The sequence below is a fragment of the Acidovorax sp. FG27 genome (genome assembly GCF_040365715.1).
Taxonomy (GTDB): Bacteria; Pseudomonadota; Gammaproteobacteria; order Burkholderiales; family Burkholderiaceae_C; genus Paracidovorax.
Map to the genome: position 1 here is coordinate 127260 of NZ_BAABVY010000002.1, position 20916 is coordinate 148175.

Consider the following 20916-nt stretch of genomic DNA (forward strand, 5'->3'; position numbering starts at 1 on the left):
CGCGCGCGCCCGGATCAGTGGGCGGCGTCTGCCGCTGCCGGCGCCGGGGCCGAATCGGGTGGCAGGCGTTCTTCGGGCAGCGGCTCGGGGCGCGCCACCATGGGCGTGACGCCGGTGGCGGTGGCCGCGGGCGGCGGCGCCGGCCGCACATAGCGGTCGAACAGCTGGAAGAAGCGTTCGTAGAAGCGCTTGTCGGTCACGGTTTCGCTGCCGACCTTGACGAGGGTGTCGTCCGATGCGGACACGGGCAGCGACAGCGAGCCCAACGCCCCCACACCCAGAGACGCCGAGTTGTTGATCTTCTTGATGACGTACCGGTCCTGCAACGCGCTGGCGAAGGCGGCGGTGCGCCCCATGTCGGGGCCTTCGGGCGCGCAGACCACGCGCATCTCGACTTCGTAGTGGATGTCGTTGGAGGGCTGGAAATACTTGCGGCCCGCCACCACTTCATCGGAGGCGGTGTTGACCAGATAGCCCTGGCTGAGCAAGGCACGGCGAGCGGCTTCGCACGCCTGCTTTTGCGGCGCGTTGATGTGGCGGGTGTGCACGCTGACGCTGTCGAAATCGTCCGGGTCGAACCGGGTGGCGCCGTTCAGGCCGGGCATGGCGTCGGGAATGTTGGCGCAGCCCGCCAGCACCGCGCACGCGATGGCGGCGAGGGCGGTACCGGGGCGGGACCCCGGGCGACGAATCAGTTGACGGGGACGGTGCGAAAGGGTCATGGGCAAAGGTTCCTGTCAGAGCCAGCATTGTGCCGGCGGGGGAAGCGGTGGCGCGCCGCGTCCACGTGTAAGGACTGCGGCAATTTCCGTCAGAGCGGTCTGACGCGCACAGGTTCACCGGGCTGCTTGCGGCGGCCGAACGGCCCGCACCAGGGCGGCTCTTGAAAAGCCGAAACCTGGTCGCATGTTCGATGCAAGCGGCAGACAAATCCATCGATCACACACCAAATGAGATCAAGTGCCGCGAACATTCATCATCAGGAGTCAGTCATGATTTTCGCACCCGTCGTACGCCGCGCCAGTTTCCACCCCGCCCGCCATGCCGATCAGGCACTGCAGCGCTTCCTTCACACCACCCTGGCCGCGCCGGCCGCCGCCGGGGTGCAGGTCAGCCAGGACGACAACGCCGTCACCCTGCAGATCGACGTGCCCGGCCTGGCACGCGAGCAGCTCTCCATCACCATCGAAGGCAACCAGGTGCGCCTGGCCAGCGTGGAAGGCGCACCCCGCCAGGTTCAGCGCGCCTGGGAGCTGGCCGACGAGATCGATGCCGCAGCCAGTTCCGCCAAGCTGGAAAACGGCGTGCTGACGCTGGTGCTGGCCAAGGTGGTGCCGGTGAGCCGCGCCACGCAGCTGGCCATCGGCTGACGCGCGTGCACGGCGGGTCGTTGCAAGGTCTTGCAAAGGGGTGGCTGCGGTCACCCCTTTTTCGTGGGCCGGGGGCCGGCCACCGCACCTCGGCGGTGCAGTCGCTGCGTGCACCGGGCGCTGCGGCTTCACTCGGATTGCTATGAAATAGATAGCTACTTGCGCTTTATCGGCAAGCGCTGGCGGCACTTTTCACCCCGGCAATGAGCGTTCGCACCGGCACTGGCACACCCATTGCTTGAAACCCGCCGTGGCCTCGGTGGCCACACCGCCAGCCCCCTCCGATGCAGGAGGGATGGCCGGCAGGACGAAGGCGTCCCCACGGGCATCCGGCCGGCCAGGCCGGGCGTCCCGTGCGGGGCGCCTTTTTTTTGGCCTGACGTGGGACGCACAAGCGATGTCGATGACGAAGAAACCCCGGTTGGTGTTGGTGGGCAATGGCATGGCCGGCGTGCGCACGCTCGAAGAGCTGCTCCGTATCGCGCCGGACCTCTACGACATCACCGTCTTCGGCGCCGAGCCCCACCCCAACTACAACCGCATCCTGCTGTCGCCCGTGCTGGCGGGCGAGCAGACGCTGGGCGAGATCGTGCTCAACGACTGGAGCTGGTATGCCGAACACGGCATCGCCCTGCACAGCGGCTGCACGGTGACCGAGGTGGACCGCGTGCGCCGCGTGGTGCATGCCACCGACGCGGCGGGTCAGCCGGTCGCGGCCGCCTACGACCGGCTGATCCTGGCGACCGGCTCCAACCCGTTCATCCTGCCCGTGCCCGGCCACCAGCTGGAGGGCGTGCTCGCCTACCGCGACATCGCCGACACCGAGGCCATGATCGCCGCCTCGTCCCGCTACCGGCAGGCCGTCGTGATCGGCGGCGGCCTGCTGGGCCTGGAGGCCGCCAACGGCCTGATGAAGCGGGGCATGGACGTGACCGTGGTGCACGTGGGCGACTGGCTGCTGGACCGCCAGCTCGACCATGCCGCCGCCGGCCTGCTGCAGCAGGCGCTGGAGCAGCGCGGCCTGCGCTTTTTGCTCAATGCGCAGACACAGGCGCTGCTGGGTGACGGCGATGGCGGCGCCTCCGCGGGTGATGGCGGCGCCTTTGCGGGCGATGGCCAGTCGGGCCGCGTGCGCGCCGTGCGCTTTCAGGACGGCCGCGAGATCCCCGCCCAGCTGGTGGTGATGGCGGTCGGCATCCGCCCCAACACGCGGCTGGCCGAGCAGATGCGCCTGCACGTGGCCCGGGGCATCGTCGTCAGCGACACGCTCCAGACCGTGACCGACCCGCGCATCTACGCCGTGGGCGAGTGCGCCGCGCACCGGGGCGTGGCCTACGGGCTGGTGGCGCCGCTGTTCGAGCAGGGCAAGGTGCTGGCCAACCACTTGGCGCAGCACGGCATCGGCCGCTACCAGGGCTCGCGGGTCTCCACCAAGCTGAAGGTGACCGGCATCGACCTGTTCAGCGCGGGCGACTTCCAGGGCGGCGACGGCACCGAGGAGATCGTGATGAGCGACCCGGCCGGCGGCATCTACAAGAAGCTCGTGGTCAAGGACGACAAGCTGGTCGGCGCCTGCCTCTACGGCGACACGGCCGACGGCAGCTGGTACTGGAACCTGCTGCGCGAAGGCCGGACGATCGACGAGATCCGCGATGCGCTGATGTTCGGCGAGCCCGTGGCCCAGGCGCTGCGGGCAGCGGCGCAGCCGAGCCCGGCCCCGGTCGCAGCGCACCGGGCCTGACACACGCATAGCTACCAAAAACATAGCACCAGGCCCTTTGCCGACCAGCGCCAGAGCCTTAAAACACTCTCAATCACACCCCCACGCCGTATGCAAGCCACTCGTTCCACCTGCCCCTACTGCGGCGTCGGCTGCGGCGTCATCATCGAGTCGGACGGCCAGGCCATCACCGGCGTGCGCGGCGACCCGGACCACCCGGCCAACTTCGGCCGGCTCTGCACCAAGGGCTCGACCCTGCACCTCACGGCCAGCACCGCCGTCACGCTGCAGACGCGGCTGCTGCGCCCGCAGTGGCGCGCCCGGCACGGCGACGCGCTGCAGGCCGTGGGCTGGGACGCTGCGCTGGACACGGCCGCCCGCGCTTTCGGCGACGTGATCGAACGCCACGGCCCCGACGCGGTGGGCTTCTACGTCTCGGGCCAGCTGCTGACCGAGGACTACTACGTCTTCAACAAGCTGGCCAAGGGCCTGATCGGCACCAACAACATCGACACCAATTCGCGCCTGTGCATGAGCAGCGCGGTGGCCGGCTACAAGGCCACGCTGGGCGCCGACGCGCCGCCCGCCTGCTACGGCGACGTGGACCATGCCGGGTGCCTGTTCATCGCCGGCAGCAACGCCGCCTGGGCGCACCCCATCCTCTTTCGGCGCATCGAGGACGCGCGCGCCGCCAACCCGGGCATGAAGGTCATCGTGGCCGACCCGCGCCGTACCGACACGGCCGGCACGGCCGACCTCTTCCTGCCGCTGCTGCCCGGCACCGACGTGATGCTGTTCAACGCCATGCTGCACGTGATGCTGCGCGAAGGCTGGGTGGACGCCGGCTACATCGCCCGGCACACCAGCGGCTTCGACGCGCTGCGCACGCTGGTGCAGGACTGCACGCCCGCCCGTGCGGCCGAGGTCTGCGGCCTGCCGGCCGAGGACATCGTCACCGCGGCGCGCTGGTTCGCGGGCGTGGACGGCGCGGCCCCGGGCGCACGCCGGCCCACGCTCAGCCTCTATTGCCAGGGCCTGAACCAGAGCAGCAGCGGCACGGCCAAGAACGCCGCGCTCATCAACCTGCACCTGGCCTGCGGGCAGATCGGCCGCCCGGGCGCGGGGCCGTTCTCGCTCACCGGCCAGCCCAATGCGATGGGCGGGCGCGAGGTGGGCGGCCTGGCCAACCTGCTGTCGGCCCACCGCGACCTGGGCAATGCCGGGCACCGCGCCGAAATCGCCGCCCATTGGGGCGTGGCCGACGTGCCCGCCAAGCCCGGCAAGACGGCGGTGGAGATGTTCCAGGCCGCGGCCGACGGCGAGATCCGCGCCCTCTGGATCGCCTGCACCAACCCCGCGCAGAGCATGCCCGACCAGGCCACCGTGCGCCGTGCGCTGGAACGCGCCGAATTCGTCGTGGTGCAGGAGGCCTTCGCCACCACCGCCACCTGCGAATACGCCCACCTGCTGCTGCCCGCCAGCAGCTGGGGCGAGAAGGTCGGCACCGTCACCAACAGCGAGCGCCGCATCTCTCGCGTGCGCCCGGCCGTGCCCGCGCCGGGCGAGGCCCGCCACGACTGGGTGGCCGCCGTGCAGTTCGCGCAGCGGCTCGAGGAGCGCCTGCGCCCGGGCGCCGCCACGCTGTTCCCGTACGACACGGCCGATGCGGCGGCGGGCGCGCAAGCCATCTGGAACGAGCACCGCGAGAGCACGCGGGGGCGCGACCTGGACATCACCGGCCTGTCGTGGGATCTGCTGGAGGCCCGCGGCCCGCAGCAATGGCCGCTGCCCGAGGGCGCGGCCACCGGCCGCGAACGCCTGTACGAGGACGGCGTGTTCCCCACGGCCGACGGCCGCGCCCGCTTCGCCGCCCACGCCTGGCAGCCCCTGGCCGAGCCGCGTGAGTCGCGCTACCCGTTCAGCCTGACCACCGGCCGGCTGCGCGACCAGTGGCATGGCATGAGCCGCACCGGCACGCTGGGGCGCCTGTTCGGCCATGCGGCCGAGCCCAGCCTGCAGATGCATCCGGACGACATGGTGCAGCGCGGCTGGCAGGGGGGCGAACTGGTGCAGGTGGCATCCAAGCGCGGCGCCATCGTGGTGCCGGTGCAGCCCGACGCCACGCTGGCGCCGCAGCAGGTCTTCATGGCGATGCACTGGGGCAGCGAAGCGCTCAGCGGGCGCTCGGCCACCGGCGAGCCGCTCGCCGGCGTGAACGCGCTCACCACCTCGCAGTTCTGCCCGGGCTCCAAGCAGCCCGAACTCAAGCACGCGGCCGTGCAGGTGACCAAGGCCGAACTGCCCTGGAACCTGCTGGCGATGGCGTGGCTGCCGCAGGCGCAGGCTTTGTCCGTGCGCCAGCAACTGGCGGCGCTGATGCGCGAGCTGCCCTTCGCCAGCTGCGTGCCCTTCTCCAGCGCGGGCAGCGGCGATGCCGGGCCACGCACCGGCGTGCTGCTGCGCGGCGCGGCGCACGAAGCGCCGGCGGGCGAGCTGCTCGCCCGCATCGAGAGCCTGCTGGGCCTGGCCGTGCCCGATGCGGTGCGCTACGTGGACCGCGGGCGCGGCCAGTACCGTGCGGCGAAGCTGTCGTGCCCCACGGCCGGCACCGACACCGCCCACACCGCCACCACCACGCTCGAGGCCGTGCTGCTCGGGGGCGACACCCGCTCGGGCGGCTGGATGCGCACGCTGCTGCAGGAAGAGCTGCCCGCCGACGCCTACCGCCGCCTGCTGCTGGTACCCAGCACCGTGCCGCCTGTGGCGGTGCAGTCGCGCGGCAAGGCGGTGTGCGTGTGCCTCAACGTGACCGACGTCGCCATCACCCAGCAACTGGCGGCCTGCCATGGCAGCGATGCCGAGCGGCTGGGGCAGCTGCAGGGCGCGCTGCGCTGCGGCACGCAGTGCGGCTCTTGCGTGCCCGAACTCAAGCGCATGGTACGGGCCATCGAACCGGCAGCGCCGGCCCCGCAGCCCGAGGCCGCAGTGGCCGCGCTGCAACCGGCCTGACCGCCCACCCGCCACGCAGCCACCACCCCAACCACCGACCACCAGCAAAGGGCGACATATAACGAACGGTTATCTGACCTGCGGGACAATCCGGTCCTCGCTCCGTCGCCCCGTCGTGCGCTGTCGCCCTCTTCCACCTCCCTTCACTGCTCTCCAGCCAGTCCGTCATGGGCATCAGCCACTATCTCAAGGAAATAGGCCGCGGCGCGCGCGGCGCCAAGCCGCTGGGCCGCGCCCAGGCCGCCGACCTCTTCGGCCAGGTGCTCGACGGCCAGGTCACCGACCTGGAAGTCGGCGCCTTCTGCATCGCCATGCGCATCAAGGGCGAGACCACCGACGAGATGTGTGGCTTCCTCGACGCGGTGCATGCACGGCTGGCGCTTCTGCCGGCCGGTGACGCGCCGGTCATCGTGCTGCCCAGCTACAACGGCGCGCGCAAGCTGCCGGTGCTGACGCCGCTGCTCGCGCTGCTGCTGGCGCGTGAAGGACTGCCGGTGCTGCTGCACGGCATGCGCACCGAGGCGCGCCGCGTCCTGGCGTCCGACGTGCTGCTGGCGCTCGGCATTCCTGCGCTGGATGCTCCCAAAAAGATAGCAAATGGCACGGTCGCGCACATCCACACCGAGCGCCTGCACCCGGGCCTGGCGCGCCTGCTGGCGGCCCGCGAAGTGGTCGGCCTGCGCAACCCCGGCCACAGCGTCACCAAGCTGATGAACCCCTGCGCCGGCCCGGCGCTGGTGGTGGCCAGCTACACGCACCCCGAGTACTTCGACATGCTCTGCGCCACGTTCACCACGATGGGCATGAACGCCCTGCTCTCGCGCGGGCTGGAGGGCGAGGTCGCCGCCGACCCGCGCCGCACGCCGCGCTACGACGCCTTCGTCGGCGGCACGCACCAGTTGCTGGACGAGCAGCAGCCCGGCACCGCGTCGGAGGTCGCCGGCCTGCCGCTGGAGATCGACGTGCAGACCACCGCCGACTACACCCGCCGCGTGCTGGCGGGCGAGCTGCCGGTGCCCGCCGCGCTGGCACGGCAGGTGGAACACATATTGCGTACCAGCCGCCAAATCCTTTCGGAGACATAGCCATGAACCGCACCACCACCCCACCCCGAGACGCTGCAGCCCCAGGCGCTGCGCGCGGCAAGTCCCCACTGGGGGGCGCCCACGCCGTGCGCGGCAGCTGCACGCTGGTGGGCGCCGGCCCGGGCGATCCGGAGCTGCTCACGCTCAAGGCGCTCAAGGCCATCCAGGCGGCCACGGTGCTGCTGGTGGACGACCTCGTCAGCGACGAGGTGGTGGCGCATGCCGCGCCCACCGCGCGCATCGTGCACGTGGGCAAGCGCGGGGGCTGCAAGAGCACGCCGCAGGCCTTCATCGAAAAGCTGATGGTGATGGCCGTGAACGAGGGCGAGAACGTGGTGCGGCTCAAGGGCGGCGACCCGTTCATCTTCGGCCGGGGCGGCGAGGAGGTCGAGCACCTGCGCGCCGCAGGCATCCACGTGACGGTGATCAACGGCATCACCGCGGGCCTGGCCGGCATGACGCTGCTGGGCACCCCGCTCACGCACCGCGAGCATGCGCACGGCGTGATCTTCGTCACCGGCCATGCCAAGCCGGGCGACACGGGCACCGACTGGCGCCAACTGGCCACCACCGCCCGCGAGGCGCGGCTCACCCTGGTGATCTACATGGGCGTGAGCAGCGCGCAGCACATCCAGGACGAGCTGCTCACCGGCCTGCCGGCCAGCACGCCGGTGGTGGTGATCCAGCACGTGAGCCTGCCCTGCCAGCGCCACGCCCTGACCACGCTGGGCGAGCTGCACGCCACCATCGAGCGCGAGCAGCTCGCGAGCCCTTCGGTGATCGTGATCGGCGACGTGGTGAGCGGTGTGGCGGCCGCGCAGGGCACGGAAGTGGACGCAGGCCTGCTGCCGGCCGCGCCGCAGCCGATGCGGCACGTGCGCTGACGCACGAGAACGGACTGCTGCGGCACGCGGCGGGCGACCGGCGCCGCCCGGCCAGGGCGTATCAGCCCGCCGCCTGGCCCGCGGCCGCCAGCCGCACCTGCTCGAAACGCGAGGCCTGTTCGCGCCGCAATTCCTTGCGCAGCAGCGCTGCAGCCCAGCGCCGGCGCTCGTCCGGCGTGGAGGGCGACAGCGGCGGCACCGCCGTCGGCTTGCGCGCTTCGTCGACCGCCACCATCGTGAGGAAACAGCTGTTCACGTGCCGCACGACCCGGGTGCGGATGTTTTCGGCCACCACCTTCACGCCCACCTCCATCGACGAGGTGCCCGTGTAGTTGATGCTGGCCAAAAAGGTCACCAGCTCACCCACGTGGATGGGCTGCAGGAACATGACCTGGTCCACGCTGAGCGTCACCGTGTAGCAGCCCGAATAGCGCGAGGCGCAGGCGTAGGCCACCTGGTCCAGCAGCTTGAGCACGGCGCCGCCGTGCACATTGCCCGAGAAATTGGCCATGTCGGGAGACATCAGCACCGTCATGCTGAGCTGGTGCGCAGGGATCTTCGTGGTCATCGCTCGATTGTAGGAGCCGGCTTACATTTTGAGCGGATGGCTGAGGCGGCTTCGCTACACTCGCGCCCATTCTTTCCTCGAAGGTGGCTTCAGACACATGCTGGGCAAACTGAACGACTTCACCCAGAGCCACGGCGCGCTGCGCCCGGGCAAGGGCATCATCACCGGCGTGATCGCGCTGTCGCTGGGCATCCTGTGCCTGCTGGGCGTGATCGCCTTCCACTTTCCGCAGTACCTCACCACGCCGCAGCTGCGCAAGAGCTACGACGTGGACGTGATCCGCACCATCCTCTTCGTGGCGCTGGTGGTGGCGGGCGGGCTCTCGCTGGTCAACATCCTCTTCAACCGCTCGCGCTGGCTGTCGTCGGCGGCGTTCCTGCTGGTGGTGTCGGCCACCATGCTGGGCGGCCACAAGGTGCCGGTGCAGGACTTCGCCGATGGCACGCCCTACATCGGCCTGGACTGGTTCATCCTCGACCTGCTGGGCAGCGCCCTCATCTTCATCTTCATCGAGAAGCTGTTCGCGCTGCGGCGGGACCAGCCCATCTTCCGGCCCGAGTGGCAGACCGACTTCCACCATTTCATCGTGAACCACATGGTGGTCGGCTTCGTGCTGCTGGCCACCAACCTGATGGTGCACAAGTTCTTCGGCTGGGCCGCCAGCGACGGCGTGCGCGGCTGGGTGCAGGGCCTCAACTTCTGGCTGGCCCTCTTTCTCATCGTGCTGGTGGCCGACCTGGTGCAGTACTGGACGCACCGCGCTTACCACGAGGTGCCGGTGCTCTGGCGCCTGCATGCCGTGCACCACAGCGTGAAAAGCATGGACTGGATGGCCGGCTCGCGCCAGCACATCCTGGAGCTGCTCATCACCCGCACGCTGGTGCTGGCGCCAATCTACGTGCTGGGCTTTTCCAAGGAAGTGATCGACGCCTACATCGTCATCGTCGGCTTCCAGGCGGTGTTCAACCATGCCAACGTCAGCGTGCGGCTGGGCCCGCTGCGCTACATCCTGGTCACGCCCAACTTCCACCACTGGCACCACAGCCAGGACCAGGAGGCGCTGGACCGCAACTACGCTGCCCACTTCGCGTTCATCGACTACGCCTTCGGCACCGCGGTGAAGAGCACCAAGCTCTGGCCCGAGCAGTACGGGGTGCTGGGCGACTACGTGCCCAATGGCTTCGTGAAGCAGCTGAAGTTCCCGTTCACGTGGAAGGGCTGATGGACGGCGTTCATGCATTCGACGCCGTCGTCATCGGCGCTGGCGCGGCCGGCCTCTTCTGCGCGGCGCAGGCGGGCCAGCGCGGCCTGAAGGTGCTGCTGATCGACCACGCCGAGAAGGTGGCGGAGAAGATCCGCATCTCCGGCGGCGGCCGCTGCAACTTCACCAACCGCGACCTCGACGTGCGGGCGCCCCACAGGCACTTCGTGGGGCAGAACCCGCAGTTCGCGCGCTCGGCGCTGTCGCGCTACACGCCCGCCGACTTCATCGCGCTGATGGACCGGCACGGCATCGCCCACCACGAGAAACACAAGGGCCAGCTCTTCGCCGACCGGTCGGCGGAGGACATCATCCAGATGCTGCTGGCCGAGTGCGCGGCGGGCGGAGTCAAGCGGTGGCAGCCATGCAGCGTGAAAGATATTGCCTTTTTGGCCTCCAGCGCTGATGCATCAAGCGCAGGAAGCTATCAAATCAATAGCAGCAGGGGCCGCATCGCCACACGCAGCCTGGTGATCGCCACGGGCGGGCTGTCGATCCCGAAGATCGGCGCGACCGACTTCGGCTACCGGCTCGCCGAGCAGTTCGGCATTCCGCTGGTGGAGCGCCGGCCGGGCCTGGTGCCGCTCACCTTCGACGCGCACGCCTGGGCGCCGTACGCCCAGCTCTCGGGCCTGGCGCTGCCCGTGCAGATCGCCACCGGCACCCCTGACCGCCCCCAAGCTCCGCCGCTCCGCGGGTCGCCGCCCCCCGAGGGGGCCGTTTCTGCCTCGGGGCGGCCCAGCGGCAGAAAGAAAGAGCGCACGGCCTTCCTGGAAGACCTGCTGTTCACCCACCGGGGCCTGTCGGGCCCGGCGGTGCTGCAGATCTCCAGCTACTGGCAACCGGGCACCCCGCTCGCCATCGACCTGGCGCCCGGCGTCGATTTGCCCTGGGCGCTGGCGGCGGCCAAGGCCCGTTCGAGGAAGCTCATCGCCAACGAACTGGCCACGCTGGTGCCCAGCCGCCTGGCCGACACCTGGGCCCAGCAGAGCCCGGACTGGCAGCGCCCCATCAACGAGGCCGCCGACAAGGCCCTGGCACGCCTGGCCGACCAACTGGCGCACTGGGAGCTGGTGCCCACCGGCACCGAGGGCTACAAGAAGGCGGAAGTGACGCTGGGCGGCATTGACACCCGGGCGCTGTCGCAGCAGACGATGGAGGCCAAGGCCCAGCCCGGCCTCTACTTCATCGGCGAGGTGGTGGACATCACCGGCTGGCTGGGCGGCTACAACTTCCAGTGGGCCTGGGCCAGCGCCCACGCCTGCGCGCAGGCACTGCCGGCCGGCTGAGCGGGCATCAATCTCCGACAACCTCGCTCCAGCGCGCGTGGCCGAGCCAGTTCCGCAGCGCGGCGGCGCCCGGTGGCGTGATGGAGAGAGAGCGAGACCCTTGGCTGCGAACGAGCCAGCCAGCGCCCATGCAGTGCGCGCACAGCATGGCGCCGAGCCGCCCTGCCACGTGCAGGCGGCGCTCGCTCCAGTCCAGGCACGGACGGCACAGCGGGCGACGGCTCGCCCCCGCAGGCGCGCTGCCCGCAGGCGCGCCGCCCGCAGCATCCAGCCCGATCAAGCCCCCCACCACCACGGCCCGGTCGGTGACATGGCTGCCCTCCTGCCCCTCGAACACGACTGCGCCCTCGGCCAGCAGATGACCGGCCATGGTCACGGCCAGCCTGCCTGCCAGGTGGTCGTAGCAGGTACGGGCTCTGCGCAGCGCCGCATCGCGTGGCCCTACCACCGGACTGCGCGCAGCCGGGGCCTGGTGCGCCGCCAGTTGCATCAGCCCTTCCAACCACCGCGCCACGTCGGCGCAGGCCAGGCGATGGTATCGGTGGCGTCCCTGGCTGTGCACGGCCAGCAGGCCCGCCTGCACCATCAGGGCCAGGTGCCGGCTGGCGGTGGCCGGCGTGATGTGCGCGGCATCGGCCAGCTCGCGCGCGGTCAGGGAGCGACCGTCCATCAGCGCCAGCAGCATGCCCGTGCGGGCGGGCTCTCCGGCGAGGGCTGCGATGTGGGCGATCTGGTTCGTGTTCATGCCGTCCAGTGTGCTGCAGTGGCCGGCAGCGATGCTTCGCTCCGCAACGAAGCATCGCGGCCGGCCAACGCGGTCCACTCACCGGGCTGCAGCGCCGCTTCAGCTCCGGGCGGGCCCGAGTCCCGCACCGGCCATGTCCCGTCACCCGCTCATCCAAGGACCTGCCCATGATCTTCACCTGCTTCATCCGCTACCAGCTCGATCCTTTCCAGATCGACGCCTTCCGGGAATATGCCGAGCACTGGGGACACATCATTCCGCGCTGCGGCGGACACCTGCTGGGCTACTTCCTGCCCAGCGAAGGCACCAACGACGAGGCGTGGGGCATCATCGCCTTTGACAGCCTGGCCGCGTACGAGGCCTACCGCGCCCGTTTGCGGGCCGACCCCGAAGGCCGGGCCAACTTCGAGCGGGCACGGCGCCAGCGCTTCATCCTGCGCGAGCAGCGCACGTTCACCGAGGTGGTGGACGGCACGTTCCAGTGCCCCGCGCTGGCGCCGCATCCGCCCCTGTCGGCGCCGAACCTGGCGCCGGGAGCCGCGGCATGATCGCCGTCATCTTCGAGGTCATGCCCAGCCCGGCGGGCCGGCCGTTCTACTTGGATTCCGCCGCTGCGTTGCGCGCCGAACTGGAACGCATGGACGGGTTCGTCTCCATCGAGCGCTTCGAGAGCATGAGCCAGCCGGGCAAGCTGCTGTCGCTGTCCTTCTGGCGCGACGCGTCAGCGGTCGCGCGATGGCGCCGTCACGGCCCGCACCGCGACGCGCAGGCCGCCGGGCGATCGGGCGTCTTCACCGATTACCGGCTTCGGGTGGCGACGGTGATCCGGGACTATGGTCTCAACGACCGCATGCAGGCCCCCGCCGATTCGCGTGCCGTTCACGATGGCGGCGAAGCCGGCGCGAAGCGCCCGCGCGCGTGACCGTCCACCCAGTCGGCCAGCGCCGCCACCGGCAATGCCCGGCTGAAGTGAAAGCCCTGCAGCTCGTCGCAATCCAGCGTTTCCAGGGCCTGCGCGGTGGCCTCGTCCTCCACGCCCTCGGCCACCACCTTCAGGCCCAGCGTGTGGCCCAGGGCGATGACGGCGCGGGTGATCGCCATGTCGGCCGGGCTGGTGAGCATGTCGCGGATGAACGACTTGTCCACCTTCAGCTTGTCGATGTCGAAGCGCTTGAGATAGGCCAGGCTGGAGTACCCGGTGCCGAAGTCGTCGATGGACAGCTGCACGCCCAGCGCCTTCAGCGCGGCCAGCTGCTGCTGGGCGGCGCCGGCGTTTTCCATCAGCTGCGACTCGGTCAGTTCCAGCTCCAGCCACTGCGCGGGCATGGCGCAGCGGGCGAGCAGCAGGCGCAGGTCGGGCACGAGCTGCGGATCGGCAAGTTGCGCGGCCGACAGGTTGACCGACACCGGCAGGCTGCCTAGCGGCGCCGCGCCGGCGACCGGGTGCTGCCAGCGCACCCACTGCTCGCACGCCTGCTCCATCACCCAGCTGCCGATGGGACGGATCAGGCCGGATTCTTCGGCGATGGGAATGAATTCGCCCGGCAGCACCTGGCCCAGCACCGGGTGGTTCCAGCGCAGCAGGGCCTCCAGGCCCGTCATGCGGCCGCTGCGCGCATCCACGCGTGGCTGGTAGTGCAGCTCGAGCTCGTCCCGCTCCATCGCACGGCGCAGTTGCTGCTCCAGGGCCTGGCGGGCCTGCACGCGCTGGTCGGTCTCCAGCGAATAGAGCCGCGCCATGTCGCGCCCGGTGGTCTTGGCTTCATACATGGCCGTGTCGGCGCGGCGCATCAGCTCGTCGATGTCGGTCCCGTCCTCGGGGTACACGGCGATGCCCACGCTGCACGACACGTTCAGCTCGTGCCCCTGCACCGGGTGGCTCTGGCGGATGGCCGGGATCAGCCGCTGCTCCACGGCCAGCAGCACATCCTCGGCGCTGCCCACGCTGGGCATGACGATGACGAATTCGTCGCCGCCCAGCCGGCTGACCGTGTCGCCCTGGCGCGTGGCCTGGGTGAGCCGCCCGGCCACCGACCGCAGCAGCCCGTCGCCGATGTGGTGTCCCAGCGTGTCGTTGATGGCCTTGAAGCGGTCCAGGTCGATGAACAGCACGGCGACGCGCTCCCTGGTGGCGCTGGCCTGCGCCAGCGCGACCTGCAGACGCTGCACGCAGAGGGAGCGGTTGGGCAGCTCTGTGAGCACGTCGTGGTGCGCCAGGAACTGGATGCGCTCCTCGCTGCGCTTGCGGTCGGTGATGTCGATGGCGATGCCGATGTGGTTGGCGACCGCGCCGTTCTTGCCCTCGCGCACGGCGGACACCATCAGCCAGGCCGGATAGGTGTCGCCCGAGCGCCGCCGCAGCCGCACCTCGCCCTGCCAGGACTCCTTGTCCTTGAGCGTGCGCGCGATCACGACGCCCAGCGGCGGGTCGCGCTTGTCGTCCAGCAGCACCGCCAGGTGCTCGCCGATGACCTCGTAGAAGTCGTAGTTCGTGCTGCGGCAGAAGGCCTTGTTCACGCTGACGATCTTCTGGTCCTCCGTCATGATGATGATGCCCTCGGAGGAGGCCTCGAACACCTTGGCCCACAACTCCAGCCGCTGCTCCATCAGCTTGAGCGCGTTGATCGGCGTGAAGGCCGTGAGCATGGCGTCGCGCCCCTGGAAGCGCAGGCACCGCGCCGACAGCACGGCCCAGAGCGGCTCGGCGCCGCCCTTCCAGCGCACTTCGAACTCATCGACCACGCCGTGGTCGGCGAGCCGCTGGAAAAAGCGCGCCCGCACGCCGGGCTCCAGCCCCCGGTGCCATGGGTCGCGCAGGGTGTCGCCCAGCCAGAGGCTGGCCGGCGCGTTGGCGTGCAACACCTCGTGCTCGGGCACCGACGTGACGACCATCGGGACGGGGAAGGCCTCGACCAGCTCGCGCTGCGCCTCGGCGGCGCGGGCGCTGGCGGCCAGCTCCTGCTGCAGCAGCCGCTCGCGGTCCAGCTGGGCCAGCATGCCGTTGAAGGCGGTCACCAGGCGGCCGATCTCGTCGCCACTCGTCCAGTGGGCGCGCAAGCTGTGGTCGCCGCTGCGGCGCACCTCGTCGGCGACGCGCGCCAGCTGCTGCAGCGGCTTGGCGATCTGCCGCGCCACCAGCGTGACCAGGCTGAGGATGCAGCCCAGCAGCAGCACGGCCGTGCCCAGGTGCAGCCACATGCGGGCGAAGAGGTCGTCCACCCGCGCATAGAGCAGTTGATCGAGCTGGAGGGTGCCCTGCTCCCACGCGGTCTGCAGGTTCAGGTGCAGGGCGCGGTGCCGGTCGGGCAGGTCGGCGAGCGCGGCCGACGTCTCACCCTGCGCGATCGCCTGCAGCAGCGACTGGAAGTCGGCCCCCGCCGCCTTCAGCGCCTCGCGCTGCTGCGTCAGGGCCGAGCGCATCTCGGCCGAGCCGGCGATGAACGCCTGGTTGTAGTCGGAGTCGATGCCGAGCATCACGGCGTCCAGCCGGCCGGCGAGCGTCAGCAATTCGGCCGACCGATGGCCGCCCGGGCTGCCCTGGCGCACCGAGGGTGTGGTGAGAAACACCACCGTGTCGTGCGTGACCTGCAGCAGTTCGGGAAACCGCAGCAGGATCAGCGACATGACGTAGTAGCTGTCCAGGTCGGGGTCGAGGATCAGGTTGGACTGGTTGCCCACGGTGGTCAGCAATTCACGCCCCTCGCGCAGCAAATCGCCCCGCGCCGCGGCCCTTTCGCGGCCCGCCACGGGCGCCGTGTCGGCATCGACCGACTGGCGCAGCAATGCCTCGAAGCGCCCGGCGGGCTCGGCGGTCTTCAGGCGCGCGTCATGCAGGGCGCGCGCCTGCACCAGGCGCTCGAGCACCAGCGTGGGCGGCACGCCGTCGCCCGCCGTGAACGCGCCCATCAGCGCGTCGCGGATGACCGATGCATACGCGGTGCCGACGATCTCCTTGCGTGCGAAGTCGATCGCCAGGAATTTCTCGTGGATGAGGATGCCCGATACGTAGATGACCGCGGTCAGATCGAGCAGATAGATGAGCATGAGCTTGCGGCCCACGCTGAGCCGGCCCAGCCAGCGCGAAACGCGTTGCATCATGTCGATGGATCGGGGGAAGCCAGGAGATCGCCACCTCGCGGAATGCGAAGAAAAACAACGGCCGCAAGGCGGTAAATAACCAAAGTTAACAAAGCAAATTCCAAGCCCATTACTCGGGAAGCTGCGGCCACGCGCTCTCGGCGCCACCCTTGCTGGTAGACGCACGGCAAACAGGGGCTATAATCTCCGGCTTTGCTGGCAAACCCCGTCGGCCAATACTAGTTATAGACGGGAATTTCGCCGCGTATGGCTTTCAGGCCCGATCTCCTGAAAACCCTCTGCCGGCACACATTGGAAATATCGAGCTGATGACCACCATTCGCGTGAAAGAGAACGAACCCTTCGACGTGGCGCTGCGCCGCTTCAAGCGCACCATCGAAAAGCTGGGCCTGCTGACCGACCTGCGCGCCCGCGAGTTCTACGAAAAGCCCACCGCCGAGCGCAAGCGCAAGAAGGCGGCCGCCGTGAAGCGCCACTACAAGCGCGTTCGCAGCATGCAACTGCCCAAGAAGCTGTACTGATCCGTACCGCCGGCGTTCAAGCCGACAACCCGCGCTAGGGACGCCAAGCGCGGGTTTTTTCGTTTTTGCGGGTCTGCGAAAAGCCCGTCCAGCAGGGTTGCAGCGCCTTAGCAGTAAGTAGCACGACCGTCTGCGGCGCTGCGCCTCGCCGGAAGTGCTTCGTGCAAACCCATCTTCTCTGCCATCAATATCAAGGAAGCCACCATGGGCCTCAAGGAACAGATCACCGAAGACATGAAGACCGCCATGCGCGCCAAGGACTCCGAGCGCCTGGGCACCATTCGCCTGTTGCAGGCGGCGATCAAGCAAAAGGAAGTGGATGAGCGCGTGGCGCTGGAAGACGACGCGGCCATCGTCGCCATCGTCGACAAGCTCATCAAGCAGCGAAAGGACTCCATCGCCGCCTTCGAAGGCGCCGGCCGGCAGGACCTGGCGGACAAGGAGAAGTCGGAACTGGTGGTGCTGCAGGCCTATCTGCCTGAACGCATGTCGGCCGAGGAAGTGACCGCCGCCGTGAAGGCCATCGTGGCCGAGTTGGGCGCCGCCGGGCCGGGCGACATGGGCAAGGTGATGGGCGCGGTCAAGACGCGCCTGGCGGGCAAGGCCGACATGGGCCAGGTCTCGGCCGCAGTGAAGGCGGCGCTGGCGGGCTGAAGCACCGTCAGGGGCGCGGGCCTCGCCCCGCGTCATCGCACCTCATGCGGCAGCCGGGCCCGTGGCCGTGGTCGCCGCCTCCACGGCTGCGGCCGCGGGATGCGGGTGCGCCGCCATCAGGGCGTCGTCCCGCGCCTGGGCGCGCAACGCGGCCGGGCGCTGCAGGTGCGGCATGGCGTAGTCCTCGAACACGGCCTTTTGCTCGAGCATGCCCATGCGCATGTAAAAGCCCAGCAAGGAGGCCAGGTACAGATCGGCGACGGTGAACTGCTCTCCGGCCACGCAGGACCTGCCGGCCACGGCCTGCTCGAGCGTGCGCATCAGGTCGGCTTCCTGGCCGTAGCCGGCCTCCATCGCGGGGGCCAGCGCGCCATATTTGCGCGCCGTCAAAAATGACTCCATCGGGCCGGCCGCGAAGAAAAGCCAGCGGTAGCACAGGCCCCGCAGCGCGGAGCCGGGCGGTGGCAGCAGCGCACGGTCCGGCGCCAGGTCGGCCAGGTGCAGGCAGATGGCCGCGCCCTCGGTGATGGTGACGCCGCCGTGGCGCAAGGCGGGCACCTTGCCCATGGGGTTGATGGCCAGGTACTCGGGCGCCTTCATGGTGGTGCCGTAGTCGAGGATCACCTCGTCGTAGGGCAACCCGGTTTCCTGCAGCATCCAGCGGCTGACACGGCCGCGCGACATGGGGTGGGTGTAGAAGATCAGGGGTTCGGCGCTCATGGCGGCTCCAGGGGTGAAAGAGCCTGCAGTCTGCGCGCCGCCACTGTCAGATCCTGTCAGCAGTGCCGGTGATCCCAGGCCCGGGGAGCTTGCGCAGGCGCTCCTGCTGCCACCGCCGCAGCAACTGGTGCCGCATGGCCGGGTAGCGGCGGCCCGTGTCTTCCAGCGACAGCACCCGGTCGGCCCGGAAGTGGCGGAAATCCTGGCGCAGCTCGCACCAGCCCGCCAGCATCCGCAGGTCGGCCAGGAAGGCCATGGCGAAGGGCCACACGGTCCGGTCGGTCACGGCGCCGTCCGCATCGGTGTAGCGCATGCGCACCGCGTGGCCGGCCCGGATGGCGTGGCGCAAGGCCTGGAGCCAGGGCTCGGTCGCCGGGCCCGACCACTGGGGCGCGAACAGCCCGCTGGTCTCCACCTCCAGCCGCAGCAAGGGCGGCAGCGTGCCGGCGATGCGCTCCATGGCCTGGCCCGCCGCCCGCGCGAGCTCCGGGTCGGCATGCGAGGCCACCCAGCGGGCGCCGAGCAAGAGCGCCTCCAGCTCTTCGGTCGGGAACATCAAGGGCGGCAGCAGGAAGCCGGGGCGCAGCTGGTAGCCCACGCCCGCGTCGCCCGCCACGTCGGCCCCCTGCTCGCGCAGCACGGCGATGTCGCGGTAGAGCGTGCGCAGGCTGACCTCCAGGCGCTCGGCCAACTGGGCGCCGGAGACGGGCTGGCGGCAGCGGCGCAGCTCGTCGAGCAACCGCAGCAGCCGCGCCGAGCGGACGGGGCGGCTCATGCGGCGCCTCCGCCATCCCACGCCTGGCGGGCGAAATGCGCCTGCAAAAATTCGACGCAGACGCGCACCTTGGCCGACCGCTCCAGCCGGGTCGGGTACACGGCCCAGATGTTGGCCTCCTGCCACCATTCAGGCAGCAGCCGCACCAGGCGGCCGGAACGCAGCTCCGCCCCCACGTCCCAGAGCGAGCGCAGCACGATGCCTCGCCCATCGACCGCCCACTGCACGGCCATCTCGCCGTTGTTGGCCGACAGCGGGCCGCGCACCTTGACCGTCTCGTCAGCGCCGCCGCTGCGCAGCCGCCAGACGCCGAAAGGGTGGTCCCGCTCCTTGATGACCAGGCAGTCGTGGCTGGCCAGATCGGCCACGCTGCGCGGCACGCCCTTGCGCGCCAGATAGGCCGGCGCGGCGCACAGCACCCGCTGGTTGTCGGCCAGCCGGCGGGCGATGAGGTGCGGCGCGATCTCATCGCCCACGCGCACGTCGAGGTCGAAGCCTTCGCCCGCCACGTCCACCAGCCGGTCGAACACTTCCAGGCGCACCTGCAGGCCGGGGTGCCGCTCCACCAGCTGCGACAACACCGGCGCGACGACCCGCCGCCCGAAGCCGAAGCTGCAACTCACCTTGAGCAGGCCGCGGGGCTCGCGCCGGGTCACGGCCACCTCCTGCAGCAGCTGGTCCCAGTCGTCGAGGATGCGCTGGGCCCAGTGGAAGACTCGCTCGCCCTCCTCCGTCACCGCCACGCGGCGCGTGGTGCGGTGCAGCAGCTTCACCGCCAGTTCCTCCTCCAGCAGGCGGATGCGCTTGCTGACGTAGGCGGGCGAGGCGCCCAGCTCGGTGGCGGCCTCCGCAAAGCTCGCCCGGCGCACCACCGCCGTGAAGACACGCAGGTCGTCGGTGGCGGGATTTTTATGCACGATGTGTGAACAATGGAACCACAGTGCGCGGATTGTATTGCCGGGCGGTTTGCCGAAGAATCGCGGCACCTCGTTGCAGCAGGCGGCGCTTGCCGCGCTTCGACCCCCTTCACCCTTTCGCTTCGGCAGGAGAGAGTTACGCATGTCCAGTCTTCCCACCACCACCTTCAAGATCGCCGTGTTGCCGGGCGACGGCATCGGCAAGGAAGTGATGCCCGAGGGCCTGCGCGCCATCCAGGCAGCCGCCGACCGCTTCGGCTTCCAGCTGCAGCTGCACACCTTCGAATGGGCCAGCTGCGACTACTACGCCGCGCACGGCCAGATGATGCCGGACGACTGGAAGGCGCAGCTCTCGGGCATGGACGCGATCTTCTTCGGCGCCGTGGGCTGGCCTGCCACCGTGCCCGACCACGTGTCGCTGTGGGGCTCGCTGCTCAAGTTCCGCCGGGAATTCGACCAGTACATCAATCTGCGCCCCGTGCGGCTCTTCGAAGGCGTGCCCTGCCCGCTGGCCGGGCGCAAGCCGGGCGATATCGACTACTACGTGGTGCGCGAAAACACCGAAGGCGAATACACGTCGCTCGGCGGCGTGATGTATGAAGGCACCGACCGCGAGATCGTGATCCAGGAATCTGTCTATTCGCGCCACGGCGCCAACCGCCTGCTGAAGTACGCGTTCGACCTGGCCCAGAGCCGCCCGAAGAAGCATGTGACGCTGGCCACCAAGAGCAACGGCATCGCCATCAGCATGCCCTGGTGGGACAAGCGGGCCGACGAGGTGGCCAAGGACTATCCGGGCATCACGCTGGACAAGCAGCACATCGACATCCTCACCGCCCGCTTCGTGCTGCAGCCCGGCCGCTTCGACGTGGTGGCCGCCACCAATCTGTTCGGCGACATCCTCTCCGACCTGGGCCCGGCCACCACCGGCACTATCGGCCTGGCACCCTCGGCCAACCTGAACCCGGAGCGCAGCTTCCCCAGCCTGTTCGAGCCCGTGCACGGCTCGGCGCCGGACATCTACGGCAAGAACATCGCCAACCCCATCGCCATGGTGTGGTCGGGCGCGCTGATGCTGGACTTCCTCACGCGGGGCCAGGGCGCGGGGCGGCAGGCGCACGATGCCATCGTCGCAGCCATCGAGGAGGTCATCCGCTCCGGCCCGAAGACCCCCGACCTGGGCGGCACGGCCAACACCACGCAGGTGGGCGAGGCCATCGCCGCCGCCATCGCCCAGGGCTGACCGGCAGCCGCCCGGTGCGACCGTGGCGGGGGAGTGGCAGGGGCCGGCCCGATAAAC

Annotated in this window: 18 protein-coding genes and 1 pseudogene; 12 read left to right on the forward strand and 7 right to left on the reverse strand. The window is 69.8% G+C overall.

Going from position 1 to position 20916, the window contains the following annotated elements:
• Window positions 1–14: 14 nt before the first annotated feature.
• Window positions 15–722 carry a DUF2242 domain-containing protein gene (locus ABWV53_RS01120; protein WP_353362060.1) on the reverse strand — a complete coding sequence of 236 codons (708 nt, stop codon included), beginning with the start codon at window positions 720–722 and terminating at the stop codon, window positions 15–17.
• Window positions 723–992: 270 nt separating this feature from the next.
• Between ABWV53_RS01120 and ABWV53_RS01125 the strand changes: the two genes are divergently transcribed.
• From ABWV53_RS01125 to cobA, 5 genes and pseudogenes are all read left to right on the forward strand, one after another.
• On the forward strand, window positions 993–1370 hold the full coding sequence (locus ABWV53_RS01125) for an Hsp20/alpha crystallin family protein (protein WP_353362062.1): 378 nt from the start codon (window positions 993–995) through the stop codon (window positions 1368–1370).
• Between the two features lie 403 nt (window positions 1371–1773).
• Window positions 1774–3042: pseudogene (locus ABWV53_RS01130) on the forward strand (NAD(P)/FAD-dependent oxidoreductase); the annotation flags it as partial.
• A gap of 159 nt (window positions 3043–3201) precedes the next feature.
• On the forward strand, window positions 3202–6099 hold the full coding sequence (locus ABWV53_RS01135; protein ID WP_353362064.1) for a nitrate reductase: 2898 nt from the start codon (window positions 3202–3204) through the stop codon (window positions 6097–6099).
• Between the two features lie 167 nt (window positions 6100–6266).
• Complete coding sequence (gene ybiB, locus ABWV53_RS01140) at window positions 6267–7184, forward strand: DNA-binding protein YbiB (RefSeq protein WP_353362066.1); 918 nt, start codon at window positions 6267–6269, stop codon at window positions 7182–7184.
• Window positions 7185–7186: 2 nt separating this feature from the next.
• Window positions 7187–8068 carry a uroporphyrinogen-III C-methyltransferase gene (cobA, locus tag ABWV53_RS01145; protein ID WP_353362068.1) on the forward strand — a complete coding sequence of 294 codons (882 nt, stop codon included), beginning with the start codon at window positions 7187–7189 and terminating at the stop codon, window positions 8066–8068.
• 61 nt (window positions 8069–8129) lie between these two features.
• Here cobA and ABWV53_RS01150 read toward each other — a convergent pair whose 3' ends face one another.
• Complete coding sequence (locus ABWV53_RS01150; RefSeq protein ID WP_353362070.1) at window positions 8130–8636, reverse strand: acyl-CoA thioesterase; 507 nt, start codon at window positions 8634–8636, stop codon at window positions 8130–8132.
• A 97-nt stretch (window positions 8637–8733) separates the two neighbouring features.
• On the opposite strand from ABWV53_RS01150, the gene ABWV53_RS01155 reads away from it, so the two are divergent.
• Together ABWV53_RS01155 and ABWV53_RS01160 are read left to right on the forward strand one after the other, a co-directional pair.
• Window positions 8734–9858 carry a sterol desaturase family protein gene (locus tag ABWV53_RS01155; protein ID WP_353362072.1) on the forward strand — a complete coding sequence of 375 codons (1125 nt, stop codon included), beginning with the start codon at window positions 8734–8736 and terminating at the stop codon, window positions 9856–9858.
• Window positions 9858–11186: a BaiN/RdsA family NAD(P)/FAD-dependent oxidoreductase gene (locus tag ABWV53_RS01160; protein WP_353362074.1), complete on the forward strand. Its 1329-nt coding sequence runs from the start codon at window positions 9858–9860 to the stop codon at window positions 11184–11186. The genes ABWV53_RS01155 and ABWV53_RS01160 overlap by 1 nt, the downstream gene beginning before the upstream one ends.
• Window positions 11187–11193: 7 nt before the next feature.
• Here the strand turns inward: ABWV53_RS01160 and ABWV53_RS01165 are convergent, their stop codons facing one another.
• Window positions 11194–11931: an ArsR/SmtB family transcription factor gene (locus ABWV53_RS01165; RefSeq protein ID WP_353362076.1), complete on the reverse strand. Its 738-nt coding sequence runs from the start codon at window positions 11929–11931 to the stop codon at window positions 11194–11196.
• Between the two features lie 167 nt (window positions 11932–12098).
• Between ABWV53_RS01165 and ABWV53_RS01170 the strand changes: the two genes are divergently transcribed.
• Window positions 12099–12479, forward strand: coding sequence for an NIPSNAP family protein (locus ABWV53_RS01170; RefSeq protein WP_353362078.1), 381 nt, complete (start codon window positions 12099–12101; stop codon window positions 12477–12479).
• Window positions 12476–12853, forward strand: coding sequence for an antibiotic biosynthesis monooxygenase family protein (locus ABWV53_RS01175; RefSeq protein WP_353362080.1), 378 nt, complete (start codon window positions 12476–12478; stop codon window positions 12851–12853). Before ABWV53_RS01170 ends, ABWV53_RS01175 begins: the two co-directional genes overlap by 4 nt.
• On the opposite strand, the gene ABWV53_RS01180 is transcribed toward ABWV53_RS01175, so the two are convergent.
• The gene (locus ABWV53_RS01180; RefSeq protein ID WP_502903806.1) at window positions 12811–16029 is read right to left on the reverse strand and encodes an EAL domain-containing protein; all 3219 of its coding nucleotides are present in this window, start codon (window positions 16027–16029) and stop codon (window positions 12811–12813) included. The two genes, ABWV53_RS01175 and ABWV53_RS01180, sit on opposite strands and share 43 nt — an antisense overlap.
• A gap of 308 nt (window positions 16030–16337) precedes the next feature.
• On the opposite strand from ABWV53_RS01180, the gene rpsU reads away from it, so the two are divergent.
• Window positions 16338–16550, forward strand: a complete 213-nt coding sequence (gene rpsU / locus ABWV53_RS01185; RefSeq protein WP_007833691.1) for a 30S ribosomal protein S21 — start codon at window positions 16338–16340, stop codon at window positions 16548–16550.
• 204 nt (window positions 16551–16754) lie between these two features.
• Entirely contained in the window at window positions 16755–17204 is a 450-nt protein-coding gene (locus tag ABWV53_RS01190; RefSeq protein ID WP_353362083.1) for a GatB/YqeY domain-containing protein, read from the forward strand.
• Between the two features lie 42 nt (window positions 17205–17246).
• Here ABWV53_RS01190 and ABWV53_RS01195 read toward each other — a convergent pair whose 3' ends face one another.
• From ABWV53_RS01195 to ABWV53_RS01205, 3 genes are read right to left on the reverse strand one after another with little or no spacing between them, the layout of a single operon-like run.
• Window positions 17247–17924, reverse strand: coding sequence for a glutathione S-transferase family protein (locus ABWV53_RS01195; protein ID WP_353362085.1), 678 nt, complete (start codon window positions 17922–17924; stop codon window positions 17247–17249).
• Window positions 17925–17970: 46 nt separating this feature from the next.
• Entirely contained in the window at window positions 17971–18699 is a 729-nt protein-coding gene (locus tag ABWV53_RS01200; RefSeq protein ID WP_353362087.1) for a helix-turn-helix transcriptional regulator, read from the reverse strand.
• Window positions 18696–19616: a LysR substrate-binding domain-containing protein gene (locus ABWV53_RS01205; protein WP_353362089.1), complete on the reverse strand. Its 921-nt coding sequence runs from the start codon at window positions 19614–19616 to the stop codon at window positions 18696–18698. The genes ABWV53_RS01200 and ABWV53_RS01205 overlap by 4 nt, the downstream gene beginning before the upstream one ends.
• Before the next feature lie 142 nt (window positions 19617–19758).
• Here ABWV53_RS01205 and ABWV53_RS01210 point away from each other — a divergent pair, with 142 nt between their 5' ends.
• Entirely contained in the window at window positions 19759–20859 is a 1101-nt protein-coding gene (locus ABWV53_RS01210) for a tartrate dehydrogenase (RefSeq protein WP_353362091.1), read from the forward strand.
• The last annotated feature ends 57 nt before the right edge of the window (window positions 20860–20916 follow it).

Bases quoted from the DNA above. Each gene is read 5' to 3' on its own strand.
- ABWV53_RS01120 (WP_353362060.1), bottom strand. From the start codon at position 722: ATGACCCTTTCGCACCGTCCCCGTCAACTGATTCGTCGCCCGGGGTCC.
- ABWV53_RS01125 (WP_353362062.1), top strand. From the start codon at position 993: ATGATTTTCGCACCCGTCGTACGCCGCGCCAGTTTCCACCCCGCCCGC.
- ABWV53_RS01135 (WP_353362064.1), top strand. From the start codon at position 3,202: ATGCAAGCCACTCGTTCCACCTGCCCCTACTGCGGCGTCGGCTGCGGC.
- ybiB (WP_353362066.1), top strand. From the start codon at position 6,267: ATGGGCATCAGCCACTATCTCAAGGAAATAGGCCGCGGCGCGCGCGGC.
- cobA (WP_353362068.1), top strand. From the start codon at position 7,187: ATGAACCGCACCACCACCCCACCCCGAGACGCTGCAGCCCCAGGCGCT.
- ABWV53_RS01150 (WP_353362070.1), bottom strand. From the start codon at position 8,636: ATGACCACGAAGATCCCTGCGCACCAGCTCAGCATGACGGTGCTGATG.
- ABWV53_RS01155 (WP_353362072.1), top strand. From the start codon at position 8,734: ATGCTGGGCAAACTGAACGACTTCACCCAGAGCCACGGCGCGCTGCGC.
- ABWV53_RS01160 (WP_353362074.1), top strand. From the start codon at position 9,858: ATGGACGGCGTTCATGCATTCGACGCCGTCGTCATCGGCGCTGGCGCG.
- ABWV53_RS01165 (WP_353362076.1), bottom strand. From the start codon at position 11,931: ATGAACACGAACCAGATCGCCCACATCGCAGCCCTCGCCGGAGAGCCC.
- ABWV53_RS01170 (WP_353362078.1), top strand. From the start codon at position 12,099: ATGATCTTCACCTGCTTCATCCGCTACCAGCTCGATCCTTTCCAGATC.
- ABWV53_RS01175 (WP_353362080.1), top strand. From the start codon at position 12,476: ATGATCGCCGTCATCTTCGAGGTCATGCCCAGCCCGGCGGGCCGGCCG.
- ABWV53_RS01180 (WP_502903806.1), bottom strand. From the start codon at position 16,029: ATGATGCAACGCGTTTCGCGCTGGCTGGGCCGGCTCAGCGTGGGCCGC.
- rpsU (WP_007833691.1), top strand. From the start codon at position 16,338: ATGACCACCATTCGCGTGAAAGAGAACGAACCCTTCGACGTGGCGCTG.
- ABWV53_RS01190 (WP_353362083.1), top strand. From the start codon at position 16,755: ATGGGCCTCAAGGAACAGATCACCGAAGACATGAAGACCGCCATGCGC.
- ABWV53_RS01195 (WP_353362085.1), bottom strand. From the start codon at position 17,924: ATGAGCGCCGAACCCCTGATCTTCTACACCCACCCCATGTCGCGCGGC.
- ABWV53_RS01200 (WP_353362087.1), bottom strand. From the start codon at position 18,699: ATGAGCCGCCCCGTCCGCTCGGCGCGGCTGCTGCGGTTGCTCGACGAG.
- ABWV53_RS01210 (WP_353362091.1), top strand. From the start codon at position 19,759: ATGTCCAGTCTTCCCACCACCACCTTCAAGATCGCCGTGTTGCCGGGC.